Origin of the sequence: Streptomyces sp. NPDC047974 (genome assembly GCF_040653375.1) — a bacterium.
Lineage (GTDB): Bacteria > Actinomycetota > Actinomycetes > Streptomycetales > Streptomycetaceae > Streptomyces.
In genome coordinates this window covers 1-19,779 of the sequence record NZ_JBEZNU010000035.1, presented here as the reverse complement: position 1 = coordinate 19,779, position 19,779 = coordinate 1, and the positions used below count along the sequence as shown (strand labels likewise).

Below are 19,779 nucleotides of genomic sequence, written 5' to 3'. Positions count from 1 at the left end.
CCCACGCCCCGAAGCCCTCCCCACGCCTTCCCTACGCCCCGAAGCCCGCCCCACGCCTTCCCCAGTCCCTCCCCGACGACGACACCCCCGGAGGACCGACCCCCTTGCCCGAAGGAGACACCGTCTGGCAGGCCGCCCACCGGCTGCACACCGCGCTCGCCGGGCGGGTGCTGACCCGTGCCGACCTGCGGGTGCCCCGCTTCGCGACCGCCGACCTCACCGGCCGCGCGGTCCTGGACGTCACCCCGCGCGGCAAGCACCTCCTGACCCGCATCGACGGCGGGCTCACCCTCCACTCGCACCTGCGGATGGACGGCGCGTGGAAGGTGTACCCGACCGGGGAGCGCCCGCGCGGCGGCCCCGAGCACCAGATCCGCGCGGTGCTCGGGAACGAGGAGCACACCGCGTACGGCTACCGCCTCCCGGTCCTGGAGCTGGTCCGTACCGCCGAGGAGGCCCGGGTGGTCGGCCATCTCGGCCCCGACCTGCTCGGCCCGGACTGGGATCCGGAGGAGGCGGTGCGCCGTCTCCTCGCCGACCCGTCCCGCCCCCTCGGCGAGGCCCTGCTCGACCAGCGCAATCTCGCCGGCATCGGGAACGTCTACAAGTCGGAGCTGGCCTTCCTGGCCGCCGTCACCCCGTGGCTCCCGGTCGGCGAGCTCGGCCCCGGCGTCCCGCCCCGCCTGGTGGCGACGGCCCACCGCCTCCTGGAGGCGAACAAGGACCGTCCCGACCGGCGCACCACGACGACCCGCCGCCCCGGCACCCCGCTCCACGTCTACGGCCGCGAGGGCCGTCCCTGCCTCCGCTGCGGCGCCCCCGTCCGCAAGGCGGAGCTGGGCGACCGCGTCACCTACTGGTGCCCGGACTGCCAGCACGGCCCGGAAGGAACTCCCTGAATCCGCACCCCGCCACATAATTGACGATCCGTCAGATCCAGTCGTACGGTCCCGGCATGGACCTCTCGGCGTACGACCTCACCGGCCGCACCGCGTTCGTGACGGGCGCCGCGAGCGGCATCGGCCGCGCCAGCGCCGTCCTCCTCGCCCGCGCGGGCGCGACCCTCCACCTCGCGGACCGCGACGAGCCGGGCCTGAAGGAGACGGCCGCCCTGATCGCCCGCGAGGGCGGGACCGCGCACACCCACCTCCTCGACGTCACCGACCGGCCCGCGCTCGCCGCCGCCGTCGACGCGGCGGAACCGCTGCACGTGATGGTGGCGGTCGCCGGGATCATGCACACGAGCACGGTCCTGGAGACCCGCGAGGAGGACCTCGACCGCGTCCTCGCCGTGAACTTCAAGGGCGTGCTCCACGCCTGCCAGGAGGCGGCCCGCTCGATGATCGCCTCCGGCACCCGGGGCTCGATCGTCACGATGGCCTCGGGCGCGATGGACACCGCGAGCCCCGGCCTGCTCTGCTACAGCGTCGCCAAGGCGGCCGTCGTCCAGCTCACCAAGACGCTCGCGGTCGAGGTCGGCCCGCACGGCATCAGGGCCAACGCGGTCGCGCCGGGATGGATCCGCACCCCCATGACGGACCGTCACGAACCGGCCGCCCAGGAGCAGGCCGAGGCCGCGATGGTCCGTCACGCGCCCCTGCGGCGGGTCGGCGAGCCCGAGGACATCGCCCACGCGGTCCTCCATCTCGCCTGCGACGCCTCCTCGTTCACGACGGGACAGATCCTGCGCCCGAACGGCGGCGTCGCCATGCCCTGGTGAGGCGTGTAGGCCGTGAGGAGGCGGCCACGTGCACCGGCAGCAGGCTCAGCCCCCAGCCGCCCGCGGCCACCGCCCCCTCGACCGGTCCGGAGTCCCCCGGAACCAGCAGCAGGCGCAGCACCGCCCACCACCAGAACCCCCCGACCACCAGCCCGACCGCGATCAGCGTGAGCGTCACCAGCGGAACCCGTCGCCGTACCATGGCCGCCTCCTGCGCTCGACGCTAGACCGGCAGGATCACCCTGCGGGAGGGCGCACCGGTGTCAGCCCCGGCGCACACCCCGCGCGCGATCCGGCGGACGCCCCCGCGCCCGGCACAGCTCACGCCCACCGCGGCACACCGCACACTCCCGCGCGCGGCGCACCGCACACCCGACGCGGCAGCGCCCACGTCACGTATCGCCATGCCGGCCGCCTACGCGCTCTCGGCCTGGAACATCCAGGAATGCTTCTCCAGGTCCGCCGTGAGGCCGATGAGGATGTCCTGGCTGACGGGGTCGGGATCACCTGTGACCTCCACCCGTTCCCGCATCCGGGTGATGACGGCGCCGAGCGAGGTCACCAGGATCCGCACGGCGTCCGCGTCCTTGATCCAGCCCTCCGGCACCGAGCCGACGGCACTGCCGGTGGCCACCGTCGCCGCCCGCCCGTCCGGGTTGACCCCGAGCGCCGCGGCACGCTCGGCCACGGTGTCGGAGTGGAGCCGTGCGGTGTCCACCACCTCGTCCAGCTGGAGGTGGACGGAGCGGAACCGGGGCCCGACGACGTTCCAGTGCACCTGCTTGGCGACCAGCGCCAGATCGACGAGATCGACCAGCGCGCCCTGGAGGGCGGTGCCGACCGTCTTGAGGTCGGTCTCGGACAGCGGGCTCTTCACGACAGACATGCGGAGTCTCCAACCAGTCGAACGTCTCCCCCACCATGGCACGCCTGTCCGGAATCCGACATCTCAAACAAAACCGCAGAAGCTTGACCAAAAGCTTCGAAGCGAAAGAACATCACGTCGAAGCCCCGGCCGATGCCCCCGTCAAGGGGCACCGACCGGGGCTTCGACCCGTTCGGGGGTTCAGGCGGCGACGACGTCCACGGCCTCCGCGGGCGCCTTGATGGTCACCCGCTCGGTGGGCACACCGGCCACCGACGTCACCGACACCGAATTGAGCATCGGACGGACCGGCGCAGGCACCGGTTCGCTCGAAGCCGCCGACGCGGCCAGTTCGGCCAGTGACAGCTCGTCGCTCACTTCCCGCATGAGCTCGGACATCCGTACGTCCAGCGCGTCGCAGATCGCGGAGAGCAGCTCGGAGGAAGCCTCCTTCTGCCCCCGCTCCACCTCGGAGAGATAGCCGAGCGAGACTCGGGCGGACGAGGAGACTTCGCGCAGAGTACGGCCCTGGCGCTGGCGCTGCCGACGCAGCACGTCACCCAACAGGCGACGGAGCAGAATCATCGGTGGCTCCCTCCTCGGACCGCGTAGCCGCATCCTTCACGCCCCACCGTACCGCCTCGCGCCGCGGCCGTGCGGGGAGCGATGTCGTGTTCACTCAGGGCTGCAAACATCAATTCCCCCCGTTCTGTTCCGTATCCTGTGCCCGCGCATTTCCCGAGAGTTCCGCGTGGAGCAGTTCCAGCACGCTCCGCACGCTCTCTCTACGGATGTCCGCGCGATCGCCGTTCAATCTCAACGACACCACTTTCCCGGCCGCCGCGCCTGTCGTGGCGGGTCCGGCGACCGCCACGTAGACGGTCCCCACGGGCTGTCCGTCCTGCGGATCGGGCCCCGCGACCCCGGTCGTCGCCATCCCCCAGTCGGCGCCGAGCCGCTCGCGCACACCCCGTGCCATCTGCACCGCGACCTCGGGATCCACCGCCCCGCGCTCCCGCAGCAGGCCGGCGTCCACTCCCAGGAGCTCGTGCTTGAGGGGGGTCGCGTACGCGGTGACGGAGCCCCGGAAGGCCCGGGACGCCCCGGGCGTCCCGGTCAGCTCGGCGGCCACGAGTCCGCCGGTGAGTGATTCGGCGGCGGCCAGCGTCTGGCCGCGCTCCACGAGCAGACCGAGGACGCGGGCGGCCACCGCGCTCATCGCGCCGAGGTCTCCGTCGCCTCCGAGCGGGCCGCGGCCCGCTCGGCCGCCAGCCCCTTGCGCCTCAGCACGACCGCCTGTCGCACATAATCCAGTCCGGTGACGACGGTCAGCACGACCGCCACCGCCATCACCCAGAAGCGCAGCGTCGCCAGCGGGCCGGTCAGCATGAGCACGTACATGCCCACGGCCGTGCCCTGGGCGAGCGTCTTCATCTTGCCGCCGCGGCTGGCCGGGATGACTCCGTGCCGGATCACCCAGAAGCGCATCAGCGTGATCCCCAGCTCGCGCGCGAGGATCACCCCCGTCACCCACCACGGCAGATCGCCGAGTGCCGACAGGCAGATCAGTCCGGCGGCCATGATCGCCTTGTCGGCGATCGGGTCGGCGATCTTCCCGAAGTCGGTGACCAGGTTGTACGTGCGGGCGAGATGTCCGTCGAAGACGTCCGTGATCATGGCGACGGCGAACGCCGCCCAGGCCCAGGCACGCCAGACGGGGTCGTGCCCGCCGTCCTGAAGGAGCAGCACCACGAAGGCCGGCACGAGGACGAGCCGGATCATGGTGAGGATGTTGGCGATGTTCCAGACGCTGACGGGGTTCACGGCCGCCGAGCCCAGCTTGCCGCGGGGCGCCGGCCTGCCGGTCCCGCCCGTCGCGGATGCCGGGACTCCGGTCATCTGCCCACCTCCTCGACACACTCCGCCACGAGGTCGACGCCTTCGCTGGCCACGACCTTCGCCCTGACCATACGGCCCGGGGCCAGGTCGAGGCCCGCGCCACCACCGTCGGTGAGGATCACCTGCCCGTCCGTCTCCGGGGCCTGGTGGGCGGCGCGGCCGATCCAGCCGTCCTCCTCGTCCTCGGTCTCCACCAGTACCTCCAGCATCTCCCCGATCCGCTCCTCCGCGCGCTGCGCGGTGAGCTCCTCGGCGAGGCGGGAGAGGTGGGCGAGGCGGGCGTCGACGACGTCCTGGTCGAGCTTGTGCTCGTAGGTGGCGGCCTCGGTGCCGTCCTCGTCGGAGTAGCCGAAGACGCCGATGGCGTCGAGCCGGGCGTGGGTGATGAAGCGCTCCAGCTCGGCGAAGTCGGCCTCGGTCTCGCCGGGGAAGCCGACGATGAAGTTGGACCGGGCGCCGGCCGTCGGGGCCTTCTCGCGGATCGTCGCGAGCAGGTCGAGGAAGCGGTCGGTGTCACCGAAGCGGCGCATGGCGCGCAGCACGTCGGGGGCGCTGTGCTGGAACGACAGGTCGAAGTAGGGCACGACCTTGTCGGTGGAGGTCAGCACGTCGATGAGGCCGGGGCGCATCTCGGCCGGCTGGAGGTAGCTGACCCGGACGCGCTCGATGCCGTCGACGGCCGCGAGCTCGGGCAGCAGGCCCTCCAGGAGGCGGATGTCGCCGAGGTCCTTGCCGTACGAGGTGTTGTTCTCGGAGACCAGCATGATCTCCTTGACGCCCTGCTCGGCGAGCCAGCGCGTCTCGTTCAGCACGTCCGAGGGGCGGCGGGAGACGAAGCTGCCGCGGAAGGACGGGATGGCGCAGAAGGAGCAGCGGCGGTCGCAGCCGGAGGCGAGCTTCACGGAGGCGACGGGGCTGCGGTCGAGACGGCGGCGGAGCGGGGCGCGCGGGCCCGAGGCGGGCGCGAGGCCCTCGGGCAGGTCGCCCGGGACGTTCTGGGGCTCCTCGGCGGCTCCGTGGCCCGGGAGGGCGACGTCGGCGGCGGCCTGCTGGCGGTCGACCGGGGAGAGCGGGAGGAGCTTGCGCCGGTCACGCGGGGTGTGGGCCTCGACACTGCCACCGCTGAGGATGGTCTGGAGGCGGTTGGAGATGTCGGCGTAGTCGTCGAAGCCGAGCACGCCGTCGGCCTCGGGGAGGGCTTCGGCCAGCTCCTTGCCGTAGCGCTCGGCCATGCAGCCGACGGCGACGACGGCCTGGGTCTTGCCGTGATCCTTCAGATCATTGGCTTCGAGGAGGGCGTCGACGGAGTCCTTCTTGGCGGCTTCGACGAAGCCACAGGTGTTGACGACGGCGACGTCTGCGTCCTCGGCGTTCTCGACGAGCTCCCAGCCGTCCGCTGCCAAGCGGCCTGCGAGCTCCTCCGAGTCCACCTCGTTACGGGCGCAGCCGAGAGTGACAAGGGCGACGGTACGGCGTTCGGGCATGGACTCAAGACTACTTCGTCCCGGACGTGACCCCGTCGCCCAGGGTTCACCTGCGCGACGGAGGTCACACCGCTCCCGCCCGGGTCAGCCGGCCTCGGGGTCGCCCTTGGTGTAGCTGAGGCGCTCCACCTGGCCGTCCTCGAACTTTCCGGAGACCTTCTTGCCGTTCACGTAGAGCTCGATCGCGCCGGCGTTGCCGAGGACGAGATCGACCTGCTCGTCGTCCTGGAAGGTCTTGGTGTCGCCTTCCTGGAGGAAGCCGTCGAAGAGCATCTTGCCGTCGGAGGCCTTGGCCGAGATCCAGCTCTTGCCGTCGGCGGTGAGCTTGACGGTGACCTTGTCGGCCGGGACGGCGGCGATGGCGCTGCCGGTCGGCTTGGGGGCGGGCTTGACGGGCTTCGGCTTGGCCGGGGAGGACGCCTTCTCCGGGGCCGGGGCGGGGCCGCCCTCGGCGGCCGTGGTCCCCTTCGGCCCGTCGGTTCCGTTGAACATCGTGAAGCCGACGAAGCCGACGACGGCGACGATCGCCGCGACCATGGCCGCGGTCCAGTTGGGCCGGCGGGGCTCGGGGCGGATGCGTTCCGCCTCGAACAGCGGTGCGGCGGGGGTGGGCGAGGGACGGCCACCGTGCTCGGCGTCGTACTGCTCGATCAGCGGCGACGGATCGAGCCCGACGGCGCGCGCGAGCGTGCGGATGTGACCGCGCGCGTAGACGTCGCCGCCGCAGCGCGAGAAGTCGTCCTCCTCGATGCCGTGCACGATCGGGATCCGGACACGGGTGGAGGCGCTGACCTCTTCGACGCTGAGGCCGGCGGCGATGCGGGCCTGCTGGAGGGTGCGACCGATCGGTTCCCGGTCGTCTGACGGGAACGTCCGGTCGTCTTCGGGGGAGTTGCCGATGGACACGAGAGCGCCTTTCGAGCGTGTAGCCACCTGCTGGACGTTCAGTCTATGGGTGGTACGAAAGGGTGGGGCAACCGGGCGGGTGCGGTTTGTACGCCATGAGGTTGTACTTCCCGGCGGGGAGACATCCCCTGGAGGGACATCCTCTTCCCCTCCGTCCAACTTGACGTACGACGAGGGGAAACGGTTGCCCTCTGTTCCCTTACGAGTGAGTCTCGGCCAGGTCTCGAACGCGTACCCCGCCCCGGTCGGCGCACACGCGCCGTCCGGTCACTCCTCCGACTCCCCGCGGATCACCGCGAGCACCCCGTCCAGCTCGTCCGGCTTGACGAGCACGTCGCGTGCCTTGGAGCCCTCGCTGGGGCCCACGATGTTCCGCGACTCCATCAGGTCCATCAGCCGACCGGCCTTGGCGAAGCCCACCCGCAGCTTCCGCTGGAGCATCGACGTGGAACCGAACTGGGTCGAGACGACCAGCTCGGCCGCCTGGCACAGCAGGTCGAGGTCGTCGCCGATCTCCTCGTCGATCTCCTTCTTCTGCTTGGTGCCGACGGTGACGTCCTCCCGGAAGACCGGCGTCATCTGGTCCTTGCAGTGCTGCACGACGGCCGCGACCTCGGCCTCGGTGACGAAGGCGCCCTGCATGCGGGTCGGCTTGTTCGCGCCCATCGGCAGGAAGAGGCCGTCGCCCTTGCCGATGAGCTTCTCGGCGCCCGGCTGGTCGAGGATGACCCGGCTGTCGGCGAGCGAGGAGGTGGCGAAGGCGAGCCGGGACGGCACGTTCGCCTTGATCAGACCGGTGACGACGTCCACCGAGGGCCGCTGGGTGGCGAGCACCAGGTGGATGCCGGCCGCGCGGGCCAGCTGGGTGATGCGGACGATGGCGTCCTCGACGTCGCGGGGCGCGACCATCATCAGGTCGGCGAGCTCGTCGACGATGACGAGCAGGTACGGGTAGGTCTTGAGCTCGCGCTCGCTGCCGGGAGGCAGCTGCACCTTGCCGTCGCGGATCGCCTGGTTGAAGTCGTCGATGTGCCGGAAGCCGAAGGCGGCCAGGTCGTCGTAGCGCAGGTCCATCTCGCGCACCACCCACTGGAGGGCCTCGGCGGCCCGCTTGGGGTTGGTGATGATCGGGGTGATCAGGTGCGGGATGCCCTCGTAGGCGGTGAGCTCGACCCGCTTGGGGTCGACGAGCACCATCCGGACGTCCTCCGGGGTCGCCCTTATCATCACCGAGGTGATCAGGCAGTTGATGCACGAGGACTTGCCGGAGCCGGTGGCGCCGGCGACCAGCACGTGCGGCATCTTCGCGAGGTTGGCCATCACGTAGCCGCCCTCGACGTCCTTGCCGAGTGCGACCAGCATCGGGTGCTCGTCCCCGGCCGCGTCCGCGAGCCGCAGCACGTCCCCGAGGTTCACCATCTCGCGGTCGCTGTTCGGGATCTCGATGCCGACCGCGGACTTGCCGGGGATCGGCGAGATGATCCGCACGTCGGGCGAGGCCACCGCGTAGGCGATGTTCTTCGTCAGGGCGGTGATCTTCTCGACCTTCACCGCGGGCCCGAGCTCGACCTCGTACCGGGTGACCGTCGGCCCCCGGGTGAAGCCGGTGACGGCCGCGTCCACCTTGAACTCGGTGAAGACGTTCGACAGCGCGTCGACGACGGCGTCGTTCGCGGCGCTGCGGGTCTTGCCCGGCCCGCCCCGCTCCAGCAGGTCGAGCGAGGGCAGCGAGTACGTGATGTCGCCGGCGAGCTGGAGCTGCTCGGCCCGCGGGGGCAGGTCCGTCGGCTCCGGTGCCGGCTTGGTCAGATCCGGTACGGGACCGCCCCCGGCCGGCCGCTTCTGCCCGCCCCGCGCGGTCGGCACGTTCGGCGGTGCCTTCGGCCTCGGCGGTACGGGCCCGGTGGCCTCGTCCGTCGCTTCCTCGGCCCCCTCGGCCAGGGCGGCGGCCCGCTCCGCGGTCACGTCCCGGGTCAGGCCGGCGACCAGCGGCGACGGCGGCATCCCGTTGAGCACCGCGCCGTCGAGCGCGGCGGCCGCGGCGGCGGCCACGTCGACCGGGTCCAGGCCCAGGTCGGGGTCGGGGGCGCTCGTGCGGGGCCGGGTGGTGCGGCCGCGGCGCTCCAGGGCCTCCGCCTCGGCACGGTCCACGTCGTACGGATCGGCGGACCCGCCGCGGCGCCTGACCGGCCGGGCGGCGCGGGGCGCCTCCCGCGGGTCGTCGTACGGCTCGTACGCGTCGTCGTCGTGCCCCGCGTACTCCTCGGCGGTCTCCTCGTACGCGGGCTCGACCAGTCCGAGCCGGACGCCGAGCGCGCGCAGCCGCTGCGGGATCGCGTTGACCGGGGTGGCCGTGACGACCAGCAGTCCGAAGAGGGTGAGCAGCACGAGCAGGGGGACGGCGAGTGCCTCCCCCGTCATGAAGACCAGCGGCTGGGAGGACGCCCAGCCGATCAGCCCGCCCGCGTCCTGCATGGCCTCCGCCCCGGAGTCCCGGCCCGGCGAGCCGCAGGCGATGTGGACCTGCCCGAGGACGCCGATGACCAGGGCGGAGAGCCCGATGACGATCCGGCCGTTGGCCTCGGGCCGCTCCGGGTAGCAGAAGAGCCGGAAGGAGATCGCGCCGAGGAGCAGCGGGACGAGCAGGTCGAGCCGGCCGAAGGCGCCGGTGACCAGCATCTCGACGAGGTCGCCCACCGGGTTGTCCAGATGGGACCAGGTGCCGGCGGCGACGATCAGCGCGCCGCCGAGCAGCAGCAGCGCGAGCCCGTCCTTGCGGTGGGCCGGGTCGAGCCCCTTCGCGCCGCGCCCTATCCCCCGGAACATGGCGCCGACACCGTGCGCGGCACCCCGCGCCACCTTGTACACGCCCCCGGTCGGGGACGGCGCGGGCCGGGGCGCCGGCCGCTTCGCCGCGGTCTTCTTCGCGGGCGCGCGCTTGGCGGGCGCGGCCTTCCTGGCCGGCGCCTTCTTCGCGGGCGCCTTGCCCGGGGACTTCGCGGAGGCCGCGGTGGACTTCGCGGCCTTGGCGGCGGTCTTCTTCGCGGCGCCCGTGGTCCGTCCGGCGCGCGATGGTGCGGTGCCCTGTGAGCCCTTGCCGGACGTACGTGAAGCCATGATGTCGAGGTTACCGGTGAGCGGCCGGGCTGTCCGCCTCACCCGAACGTGTCGTCCCTGCCCCGGCACGAAGCTGACGGCCGGTCACCACGGACCGGCCCCGGGTGACGGAGGCTCAGCTCTGCGCGGGCAGCGGGGGGACGCCTCCGGTGCCGGGCTCCAGCGCGTCAAGCGCCCGCCGCAGACCGGTGAGCTTGCGCTCCAGATGCGCGGCGGTGGCGACCGCCGCCGCGTCGGCCGACTCGTCGTCGAGCTGCTTGGAGAGCGCCTCGGCCTGCTCCTCGACGGCGGCGAGCCGGGCGGAGAGCTCGGCGAGCAGCCCGGCGGCCTCCTTGCCCTGGCCGCCCTCGCCGCCGCCCTCCAACTGCAGCCGCAGCAGCGCCGCCTGCTCGCGCAGCTTGCAGTTCTTCATGTACAGCTCGACGAAGACGGAGACCTTGGCGCGCAGCACCCACGGGTCGAACGGCTTCGAGATGTAGTCGACCGCGCCGGCCGCGTACCCCCGGAAGGTGTGGTGCGGGCCGTGGTTGATCGCGGTGAGGAAGATGATCGGGATGTCCCGGGTCCGCTCGCGGCGCTTGATGTGCGCGGCGGTCTCGAAGCCGTCCATGCCGGGCATCTGGACGTCGAGCAGGATGACCGCGAAGTCGTCCGTCAGCAGCGCCTTGAGCGCTTCCTCCCCGGACGATGCCCGCACCAGCGTCTGATCGAGCGCGGAGAGAATGGCCTCCAGCGCCAGCAGATTCTCCGGCCGGTCATCGACCAGGAGGATCTTGGCCTTCTGCACCATGCCCCGTCCTCCTCGTCCCGGCAACGGCTCGACCCGGCTTCCGGAACCACTGCCGGAACCGGGAGAAGCACCGGGCGCCGCCCCGGAGGACGGCTTCCTGGTGCCGTCCGTCCTTGTGCCGGTCATCGTAGCCGCACCCCGCCTGTCGCCACACCCTGTCACCGTGATGTCACTGTGCACAGTGCGGAAACGGGGCGCGGGTCGAGAAGGTTCCCCGGATCCGGCGCCCTCACACGCCGACGGCGACAGTACGCCGCGCTTCCCCGGGGGTACGCCGCCGGGTGCCGGTCCCGCGGGGGCCCGGCACCCGGCGGCGGGGCCTCACTCGCCCCGCATCCACTGCTCCATGACGGACAGCAGGTAGTCCGGGTCGACCGGCTTGGTGACGTAGTCGGAGGCCCCCGACTCGATCGCCTTCTCCCGGTCGCCCTTCATCGCCTTCGCGGTGAGCGCGATGATCGGCAGCCCCGCGAACTGCGGCATCCGCCGGATCGCGGTCGTCGTCGCGTACCCGTCCATCTCCGGCATCATGATGTCCATCAGAACGACCGTCACGTCGTCGTTCTGCTCCAGGACCTCGATGCCCTCCCGCCCGTTCTCCGCGTACAGCACCGCGAGCCCGTGCTGTTCGAGCACGCTGGTGAGGGCGAAGACGTTGCGGATGTCGTCGTCGACGATGAGGACCTTCTCGCCGGCGAAGGAGAAGGTGCGGCGCGGCTCCGCGCCGCGCTCCGGCTGCGCTCCGGTGGTCTCCCCGAGGGCGTCCTCCGGACCCTGCTGCCCGGGGACCGCGCCCCGGACCTCGCCCGGGACCGCCCCCGCGGGCGTCTCCGCCGCGGCCTCGGCCTTCCGCCGGTGCCGGAAGAGCGCGCCGGCGCCCGACCGCGCCTCGCTCCGTACGGGCGCGGGCGGGAAGTGCGGGAAGGTGTGGCCGGACCGGCCGTCCTCGACCTCCGTGCCCGGCTCGTCCGCCTCGCCCTGCCCGTACCCGTGCGGCGGCACCTCGGTCGGGTTGAGCGGCAGGTAGAGGGTGAAGGTGGAGCCGCGGCCCGGCTCGCTCGCCGCGAAGATCTCGCCGCCGAGCAGCCGGGCGATCTCCCGGCTGATCGACAGCCCGAGGCCCGTACCGCCGTACTTGCGGCTGGTGGTGCCGTCGGCCTGCTTGAACGCCTCGAAGATGACCCGCATCTTGCTGGCCGCGATGCCGATGCCGGTGTCCGTCACCGAGAACGCGATCAGGTCGCCGTCGGCTTCGCGCAGCGAACCGGCCTCCAGGAGCTGCTCCCTGATGGACTGCGGCACGTCCGCGCCGGCCGGCCGGATCACCAGCTCCACCGCGCCGGAGTCGGTGAACTTCACCGCGTTCGACAGCAGGTTGCGCAGCACCTGCAGGAGCCGCTGTTCGTCGGTGTGGAGCGTGGCGGGAAGCTCGGGCGAGACCCGGACCGAGAAGTCCAGTCCCTTCTCCGCGGTGAGCGGCCGGAAGGTCGCCTCCACGTAGTCGACGAGCTGCACGAGCGCGATCCGCGTCGGGGAGACGTCCATCTTGCCCGCCTCGACCTTCGACAGGTCGAGGATGTCGTTGATGAGCTGGAGCAGGTCGGAGCCGGCGCCGTGGATGGTCTCGGCGAACTCGACCTGCTTCGGGGTGAGGTTGGTGTCCGCGTTGTCCGCGAGCAGCTTGGCCAGGATGAGCAGCGAGTTGAGCGGGGTGCGCAGCTCGTGCGACATGTTGGCGAGGAACTCGGACTTGTAGCGCATGGAGACGGCGAGCTGTTCGGCACGCTCCTCCAGGACCTGCCGGGCTTCCTCGATCTCGGTGTTCTTGACCTCGATGTCGCGGTTCTGGCGGGCCAGCAGCTCGGCCTTGTCCTCCAGTTCGGCGTTGGAGTTCTGGAGCTCCTTCTGCCGGTGCTCCAGCTCGGCCGACCGCTCCTTGAGCTGCTCGGTGAGCTCCTGGGACTGCTTGAGCAGCACCTCGGTCTTGGTGTTGACGCTGATGGTGTTGACCGTGGTCGCGATGAGCTCGGCGATCTGGTTGAGGAAGTCCCGCTGGATCTGGGTGAAGGGCTGGAAGGACGCCAGCTCGATCACGCCGAGGACCTTGCCCTCGAAGAGCACCGGAAGCACGATCACGTGCGCGGGCGAGGCCTCGCCGAGCCCGGACGAGATCTTCAGGTAGCCCGGCGGCACGTTGACCTGGATGGTCCGCTTCTCCTCCGCCGCCGTCCCGATGAGCGTCTCGCCGGGGCGGAAGGAGGTCGGCATGGACCCGGCGGAGTAGCCGTAACTCCCGCGCATGCGCAGCTCGTACGAGCCGCTGCCCTCGCCGACGAGTTCGGTGTCGTGGTTGGCGGAACCGGTCGGCGTGGCCACGAAGAAGGCGCCGTGCTGGGCGGAGACCACCGGCGTCAGCTCGCTCATGATGAGCGAGGCCACGTCGTCGAGGTCCCGCCGGCCCTGCATGAGGCCGGAGATGCGGGCGAGGTTGGACTTCAGCCAGTCCTGCTCGTCGTTGGCGAGCGTGGTGTCGCGCAGGTTGGCGATCATCGTGTTGATGTTCTCCTGGAGCGCCTGGATCTCGCCGGCCGCGTCCACACCGTCGATCTTGACGTTGAGGTCGCCGCGGGTGACCGCGGTGGCGACGGCCGCGATGGCGCGCACCTGCCGGGTGAGGTTCCCGGCCATCTCGTTCACGGAGAGCGTGAGGTCGCTCCAGGTGCCCTCGACGTCCCGAACCCGCGCCTGGCCGCCGAGCTGCCCGTCGGTGCCCACCTCGCGGGCCACCCGGGTCACCTCCTCGGCGAAGTTCGACAGCTGGTCGACCATCGTGTTGATGGTGTTCTTCAGCTCCTGGATCTCGCCCCGCGCCTCGATGTCGATCTTCTTGGTGAGGTCGCCCTTGGCGATGGCGGTGGTGACCGCGGCGATCTGCCGCACCTGGCCGGTGAGGTTGTCGGCCATGCTGTTCACCGAGTCGGTGAGGTCCTTCCAGGTGCCGGAGCCGCCGGGCACCCGTGCCTGGCCGCCGAGGATGCCGTCGGTGCCCACCTCGCGGGCCACCCGGGTCACCTCGTCGGCGAACGAGGACAGGGTCGTCACCATCGTGTTGACGGTCTCGGCGAGCTCGGCGACCTCGCCGCGCGCCTCGACCGTCACCTTCTTCGTGAGGTCGCCGTTGGCGACCGCCGAGGAGACCCGGGCGATGTTCCGCACCTGGCTGGTCAGGTTGTTGGCCATCAGGTTGACGTTGTCGCTCAGGTCCTTCCAGATGCCGGTGACCCCGCGCACCCGGGCCTGACCGCCGAGGATGCCCTCCGTGCCCACCTCACGGGCCACCCGGGTCACCTCGTCGGCGAAGTTCGACAGCTGGTCCACCATGGTGTTGACGGTGGTGACGAGCTCCAGGATCTCGCCCTTGGCGTCGACAGTGATCTTCTTCGACAGGTCGCCGCGGGCGACGGCGGTGGTGACCTCGGCGATGTTCCGGACCTGGAAGGTCAGGTTGTTCGCCATGAAGTTCACCGACTGGGTCAGGTCCTTCCAGGTGCCGGAGACCCCCTGCACCTCGGCCTGGCCGCCGAGGATGCCCTCGGTACCCACCTCGCGGGCCACCCGGGTCACCTGGTCGGCGAAGGACGACAGCTGGTCCACCATCGTGTTGAGGGTGTTCTTCAGCTCCAGGATCTCGCCCCGGGCGTCCACGTCGATGGTCTGCGACAGGTCGCCGCGGGCGACCGCGGTGGCGACCTGCGCGATGTTGCGCACCTGGGCCGTGAGGTTCCCGGCCATGCTGTTCACCGAGTCGGTGAGGTCCCGCCACACTCCGGCGACGCCCGGCACCTGCGCCTGACCGCCCAGCCGGCCCTCGGTACCCACCTCGCGGGCCACCCGGGTCACCTGGTCGGCGAAGGCCGAGAGCTGGTCGACCATCGTGTTGATGGTGTTCTTCAGCTCCAGGATCTCGCCGCGCGCGTCCACGTCGATCTTCTGCGACAGGTCGCCGCGCGCCACGGCCGTCGTCACCTGCGCGATCTGCCGCACCTGCGACGTGAGGTTCCCGGCCATGAAGTTCACCGAGTCGGTCAGCTCGCGCCAGCGGCCGGAGACCCCGTCCACCCGCGCCTGACCGCCAAGCCGGCCCTCGGTGCCCACGTCCCGGGCCATCCGCGTGACCTGGTCGGCGAAGGACGACAGCTGCGACACCATCGTGTTGACGGTGTTCTTCAGCTCCAGCATCTCGCCGGCCACGTCCACCGTGACCTTCTGCGACAGATCGCCGTTCGCGACCGCCGTCGTCACCTGCGCGATGTCCCGCACCTGCCCGGTGAGGTTGTGGAAGGCCGTGTTCACCGAGTCGGTGAGGTCCTTCCACGTGCCGGCCGCGCCCTGCACCTGCGCCTGCCCGCCGAGCCGGCCCTCGACGCCGACCTCCCGGGCGACCCGGGTCACCTCGGACGAGAACGACGACAGCTGGTCCACCATCGTGTTCACGGTGTTCTTCAGCGACAGCATCTCGCCCGCCACGTCCACCGTGACCTTCTGCGACAGATCGCCGTTGGCCACCGCCGTCGTCACCAGGGCGATGTCCCGCACCTGCGCCGTCAGCTGGTTCGCCATCGTGTTGACCGAGTCGGTGAGGTCCTTCCAGGTGCCCGCCGCGCCCGGCACCTGCGCCTGACCGCCGAGCAGACCCTCCGCGCCGACCTCGCCGGACACCCGGGTCACCTCGCCCGCGAAGGTCCGCAGCGTGTCCGTCATCTGGTTGATGGTGTCGGCGAGTTGGGCGATCTCGCCGCGCGCGCTCACGGTGACCTTCTGCGACAGGTCGCCGTTCGCGACCGCCGTCGTCACCTCCGCGATCCCCCTCACCTGATTGGTGAGGTTGCCCGCCATCGTGTTGACGGAATCGGTGAGGTCCTTCCACACGCCCGCGACCCCGGCCACCTCGGCCTGACCGCCGAGCTCGCCCTCCGTACCCACCTCGCGGGCGACCCGGGTCACCTCGGAGGAGAACGACGACAGCTGGTCCACCATCGTGTTCACGGTGTTCTTCAGCGACAGCATCTCGCCGGCCACGTTCGCCGTGACCTTCTGCGACAGGTCGCCGTTCGCGACCGCCGTCGTCACCAGGGCGATGTCCCGCACCTGCGCCGTCAGCTGATTCGCCATCGTGTTGACGGAGTCCGTGAGGTCCTTCCAGGACCCGGACACACCCCGTACGTGCGCCTGACCGCCGAGGATGCCCTCGGTGCCCACCTCGACGGCCACCCGCGTCACCTCGGACGCGAAGACCGACAGCTGGTCCACGAGGTGGTTGACGGTCCGCGCGACCTTCAGGAACTCGCCGCGCAGCGGCCGCACCGTCCCGTCGGAACCCTCCGAACGCAAGTCCATCCGCTGTTCGAGGTCGCCCTCGGCGACCGCCGTCAGCACCCGGCTCACCTCGGACACCGGCCGCGCCAGATCGTCGACCAGGGCGTTCGCCGCCTCGATCGCCGCCGCCCAGGCACCTTCGGTCGCCCCCGCCTCCAGGCGCTCGGACAGCTTGCCCTCGCGCCCGACGACCCGCCGCACCCGCGAAAGCTCCCCGGTCACGTGCATCTGCCGGTCCGCGACCTCGTTGAAGACGGCCGCGATCTCCGCCATCACCCCGTCGCCGGAGACGGTCAGCCGCCTCCGCAGATTCCCGTCGCGCATCGACACCAGCGCGGACAGCAACCGCTCCAGCGCGGCCGCGTCCACCTGCACCGTCCCCCCACGGGAACGCCCGCCCCTCGCGCGCGTACCACTGCCGCCGCCACGCCGCGCCGCCGTGCCAGACTCCACCGTGTCCCTCCCGAAAGGGGTTCGACCGTTCCGCTCCGGCTCCCGCCGAAGCATTCCCAGTGTTTCACCGCGACCGAACCAGGCGATAACAGTTCGGCAGCTTCGCACAAGGTCCCCACCCCCGCAGGGCGGAAACAGCGGAGACCGGCCTCCGCGGGGACGCCGAAGGTAAGTAACCTGGCATCCGGCTGTCCAGCCGCCCCGGTCCGCCCGGCGGGGGCGGTGTGGCGCGTACGACCACCGGGCAGCGGGAGGGGCAGACCGATCATGGCAGAGCCGGGCGTCGAGACGCGTACGAGGAGTGCTGTGATCACCGCGCGGGCGACTGCCACCTTCGAGCCCGTCGGACGGTCCGTCGCCGCCGCCCGGGCCTTCGTCCGGGACACCCTCCAGGGCTGGGGCCACCCCGAGCTGGTCGACGACGCCGTCGTCCTCACCAGCGAGCTGGTCACCAACGCCGTGGTGCACGCCGGCACCGCCGCCGACGTCCTGTGCCTGCGCTCCGAGGACAGCATCCGCGTCGAGGTCGCCGACCGCTACCCGGAGCGCGAGATCCCCGTCCAGAGCGGCCGCACCCTCGCCGGCCCCGACCGGGAGAACGGCCGGGGCCTGCTCCTGTGCGCCGCCCTCGCCGACCGCTGGGGCGTCGACTACTCCCCCACCCGCAAGCACGTCTGGTTCCACCTCTCCCTCCCGCAGCGCCCCGTCGGCACCCGCTCCGCCGGCCCGGTCCTCCCCGACGCCCTCCTCCCGGTCGCCGACAGCCGCGTCCGCGTCGCCGTCGTCCAGATCGACCAGGGCGGCGCCATCACCTCCTGGAACGAGGACGCCGAGGACCTCTTCGGGTACGCCCCCGAGCAGGTCACCGGCAAGCCCCTGGGCGACCTGGCCGCCTGGCCGCACACCCCCGGCATCGGCACCGGCCTCGCCGAGGCCCTCCGCCTCTCCCGCTGGGAGGGCAGTTACGGGCTCCGCCGCGCCGACGGCCGCGTCATCCCCGTCTACGCCTCCCACCTGCGGGTACGCGACGCCGAGGGCGAGCCCTCCACCGTCTGCCTGCTGGTGCGGGAGGACGAGCGCGCCGTCCTCCAGACCCCGCAGCGCCCCGCCGCCGACCCGACCGCGGAGAGCCGCGCCACGGACCCCTTCGAGGTCTTCATCGGCTCCCCCGCCCCCGACGACCTGGACGGCCTGCTCCAGCGCACGGTCGAGCGGGCCCGGGACATGCTCGACGGCGACTCCGCCTTCCTCCTCCTGGCCACCGACGACGAGACGGAGCTGGAGGTACGGGCGACGACCGGCCTCCCCGCAGCGCGCCAGCGCTTCGCCCGCGTCCCGGTGGAGACCGGCGCCAGCCGCTACGGCTCCGCCCGCATGCCCGCCGTCCACGAGGACCTGGCCGCCGTCCCCGGCGCCGTCCCCCTCCTCGAAGGCACCGGCATGCGCTCGGTCGTCACGGTCCCCCTCAAGGTCGAGGGCCGTCTCACCGGCTCGCTCGGCGTCGCCGCCGAGGCCGCGAACCGCTATTCGAACGAGGAGGCCCTCCGTCTCCAGTTCGCCGCCGACCGCATCGCCCTCGCCGTCGAGTCCGCCCGTCTGGGCGAGCTCGAACGGCTCCGCCGCGGCTCCCTCAGCTTCCTCGTCGAGGCCTCCGACCTGCTGGCCGGCACCCTCGACCGCGACCAGACCCTGGCCCTCATGGCCCAGATGACGGTCCCCACCCTGGCCACCTGGTGCGCCGTCTACACGATCGCCGACCCGGCCTCCGACCCCTACCTCTCGTACGTGCTCCACGAGGACGAGGACCGCATCGACGGCCTGAAGGCGCTCCTCGGCTCCATCGCCCCGCCCGACCCGGTGCCGACCCCCGGCGCCCGGCTCTGGACGGCCCCCGGCGACGCCGCCCACCGGGCCGCGCTCGCCGCCTCGGCCCGCGAGCTCGAACACCTCGGCAGTCCGCTCTCCTCCGGCATCGACACCGCCCTGGCCACAGCCGGCGCGGTCGCCGGCGAGACGGTCGTCCTGCCGCTGGTCGCCCGCAACCGCGTGATCGGCATGCTGACCCTGGGCCGCCCGGCCGAGGACCACTTCCGCCAGGAGATCCTGGAGCTCGCCGAGGACCTCTCCCGCCGAGCCGCCCTGGCCCTGGACAACGCGCGCCTCTACTCGGAGCGCAACGCCATCAGCCAGTCCCTCCAGCGCAGCCTCCTCCCTCCGGAGCTCCCCAAGATCCCCGGCGTCGAGGTGGACGTCATCTACCGCGCGGCCGGCGAGGGCAACGAGGTCGGCGGCGACTTCTACGACGTCTTCCCCATCAGGGAGGACGTCTACGGCTTCGCCATCGGCGACGTCTGCGGTACGGGCCCCGAGGCCGCGGCCGTCACGGGCCTGGCCCGGCACGCCCTGCGCCTCCTGGCCCGCGAGGGCTTCGGCGGCCCGGCGGTCCTGGAGCGGCTGAACGCGGCCATCCTCGACGAGGGCGCCCGCAGCCGCTTCCTGACCCTCCTGTACGGCGAACTCCGCCCGCAGTCCGACGGTTCGGCGGTCCTGAAGGTCGTCTGCGCCGGCCACCCGCTCCCGCTCCGCCTCCGCCCCGACGGCACGGTCATCCCGGCCGCCGAACCCCAGCCGCTCCTGGGCGTGATGGAGGATCTGGAGCTGTACGAGCAGACGTTCACGCTCGACCCCGGCGACGTCCTCCTGTGCGTCACGGACGGCGTCACCGAGCGCCGCGAGGGCACCCGCATGCTCGGCGACGACGGCCTCGCCGACGCCCTGAGGACGTGTACGGGCCTGACGGCCGGCGCGGTCGGCGGCCGTATCCTCCGCACGGTCGAACGCTTCGCCCAGGCCCCCGCCTCGGACGACATGGCCATCCTGACCCTGCGCCTCCAGGAACCCGAGAAGTAGGAGAAGCGGCCTCCTCGGAGGCCCCTCTCCCGCCCTTCCGCGGACAACGCAAAAAGGCCCCCGCCAAGAGGCGGGGGCCTTTTCTCTGAGCCCTTTAACGGAATCGAACCGTTGACCTTCTCCTTACCATGGAGACGCTCTGCCGACTGAGCTAAAAGGGCGGGTTGTTCGGCGGCGTCCTACTCTCCCACAGGGTCCCCCCTGCAGTACCATCGGCGCTGAAAGGCTTAGCTTCCGGGTTCGGAATGTAACCGGGCGT

Annotated in this window: 13 protein-coding genes, 1 tRNA gene and 1 rRNA gene; 3 read left to right on the top strand and 12 right to left on the bottom strand. The window is 71.7% G+C overall.

Going from position 1 to position 19,779, the window contains the following annotated elements; translation table 11 throughout:
- Nucleotides 1-104 precede the first annotated feature (104 nt).
- Together AB0E19_RS33065 and AB0E19_RS33060 are read left to right on the top strand one after the other, a co-directional pair.
- A complete protein-coding gene (locus AB0E19_RS33065) occupies nucleotides 105-899 on the top strand; it encodes a DNA-formamidopyrimidine glycosylase family protein (RefSeq protein WP_362186874.1) in 795 nt (264 codons plus the stop codon).
- A 56-nt stretch (nucleotides 900-955) separates the two neighbouring features.
- Nucleotides 956-1,720 carry an SDR family NAD(P)-dependent oxidoreductase gene (locus AB0E19_RS33060; protein ID WP_362186871.1) on the top strand — a complete coding sequence of 255 codons (765 nt, stop codon included), beginning with the start codon at nucleotides 956-958 and terminating at the stop codon, nucleotides 1,718-1,720.
- On the opposite strand, the gene AB0E19_RS33055 is transcribed toward AB0E19_RS33060, so the two are convergent.
- The 10 genes from AB0E19_RS33055 to AB0E19_RS33010 all read right to left on the bottom strand — a co-directional run bounded on the left by AB0E19_RS33055 (nucleotide 1,668) and on the right by AB0E19_RS33010 (nucleotide 16,610).
- Nucleotides 1,668-1,922, bottom strand: a complete 255-nt coding sequence (locus AB0E19_RS33055; RefSeq protein WP_362186868.1) for a hypothetical protein — start codon at nucleotides 1,920-1,922, stop codon at nucleotides 1,668-1,670. The two genes, AB0E19_RS33060 and AB0E19_RS33055, sit on opposite strands and share 53 nt — an antisense overlap.
- Before the next feature lie 213 nt (nucleotides 1,923-2,135).
- Entirely contained in the window at nucleotides 2,136-2,606 is a 471-nt protein-coding gene (locus AB0E19_RS33050; protein WP_362186865.1) for a DNA starvation/stationary phase protection protein, read from the bottom strand.
- 180 nt (nucleotides 2,607-2,786) lie between these two features.
- Nucleotides 2,787-3,170, bottom strand: coding sequence for a helix-turn-helix transcriptional regulator (locus AB0E19_RS33045; RefSeq protein WP_169094215.1), 384 nt, complete (start codon nucleotides 3,168-3,170; stop codon nucleotides 2,787-2,789).
- 109 nt (nucleotides 3,171-3,279) lie between these two features.
- Nucleotides 3,280-3,804, bottom strand: a complete 525-nt coding sequence (locus AB0E19_RS33040; RefSeq protein ID WP_360611542.1) for a CinA family protein — start codon at nucleotides 3,802-3,804, stop codon at nucleotides 3,280-3,282.
- On the bottom strand, nucleotides 3,801-4,484 hold the full coding sequence (gene pgsA, locus AB0E19_RS33035) for a CDP-diacylglycerol--glycerol-3-phosphate 3-phosphatidyltransferase (protein ID WP_362186860.1): 684 nt from the start codon (nucleotides 4,482-4,484) through the stop codon (nucleotides 3,801-3,803). The genes AB0E19_RS33040 and pgsA overlap by 4 nt, the downstream gene beginning before the upstream one ends.
- Nucleotides 4,481-5,968, bottom strand: a complete 1,488-nt coding sequence (gene rimO / locus AB0E19_RS33030) for a 30S ribosomal protein S12 methylthiotransferase RimO (RefSeq protein WP_362186857.1) — start codon at nucleotides 5,966-5,968, stop codon at nucleotides 4,481-4,483. Before rimO ends, pgsA begins: the two co-directional genes overlap by 4 nt.
- Before the next feature lie 84 nt (nucleotides 5,969-6,052).
- A complete protein-coding gene (locus tag AB0E19_RS33025; protein WP_362186854.1) occupies nucleotides 6,053-6,874 on the bottom strand; it encodes a RodZ domain-containing protein in 822 nt (273 codons plus the stop codon).
- 267 nt (nucleotides 6,875-7,141) lie between these two features.
- The gene (locus AB0E19_RS33020; RefSeq protein WP_362186851.1) at nucleotides 7,142-9,991 is read right to left on the bottom strand and encodes a DNA translocase FtsK; all 2,850 of its coding nucleotides are present in this window, start codon (nucleotides 9,989-9,991) and stop codon (nucleotides 7,142-7,144) included.
- Nucleotides 9,992-10,106: 115 nt separating this feature from the next.
- A complete protein-coding gene (locus AB0E19_RS33015) occupies nucleotides 10,107-10,781 on the bottom strand; it encodes a response regulator (protein WP_169094221.1) in 675 nt (224 codons plus the stop codon).
- A gap of 321 nt (nucleotides 10,782-11,102) precedes the next feature.
- On the bottom strand, nucleotides 11,103-16,610 hold the full coding sequence (locus AB0E19_RS33010) for a HAMP domain-containing protein (RefSeq protein WP_362186847.1): 5,508 nt from the start codon (nucleotides 16,608-16,610) through the stop codon (nucleotides 11,103-11,105).
- A 267-nt stretch (nucleotides 16,611-16,877) separates the two neighbouring features.
- Between AB0E19_RS33010 and AB0E19_RS33005 the strand changes: the two genes are divergently transcribed.
- Nucleotides 16,878-19,520, top strand: coding sequence for a SpoIIE family protein phosphatase (locus AB0E19_RS33005; RefSeq protein ID WP_362186844.1), 2,643 nt, complete (start codon nucleotides 16,878-16,880; stop codon nucleotides 19,518-19,520).
- An 88-nt stretch (nucleotides 19,521-19,608) separates the two neighbouring features.
- Here AB0E19_RS33005 and AB0E19_RS33000 read toward each other — a convergent pair.
- Nucleotides 19,609-19,681: transfer RNA gene (locus AB0E19_RS33000), tRNA-Thr, on the bottom strand.
- 5 nt (nucleotides 19,682-19,686) lie between these two features.
- A 5S ribosomal RNA gene (gene rrf / locus AB0E19_RS32995) occupies nucleotides 19,687-19,779 on the bottom strand; the annotation flags it as partial.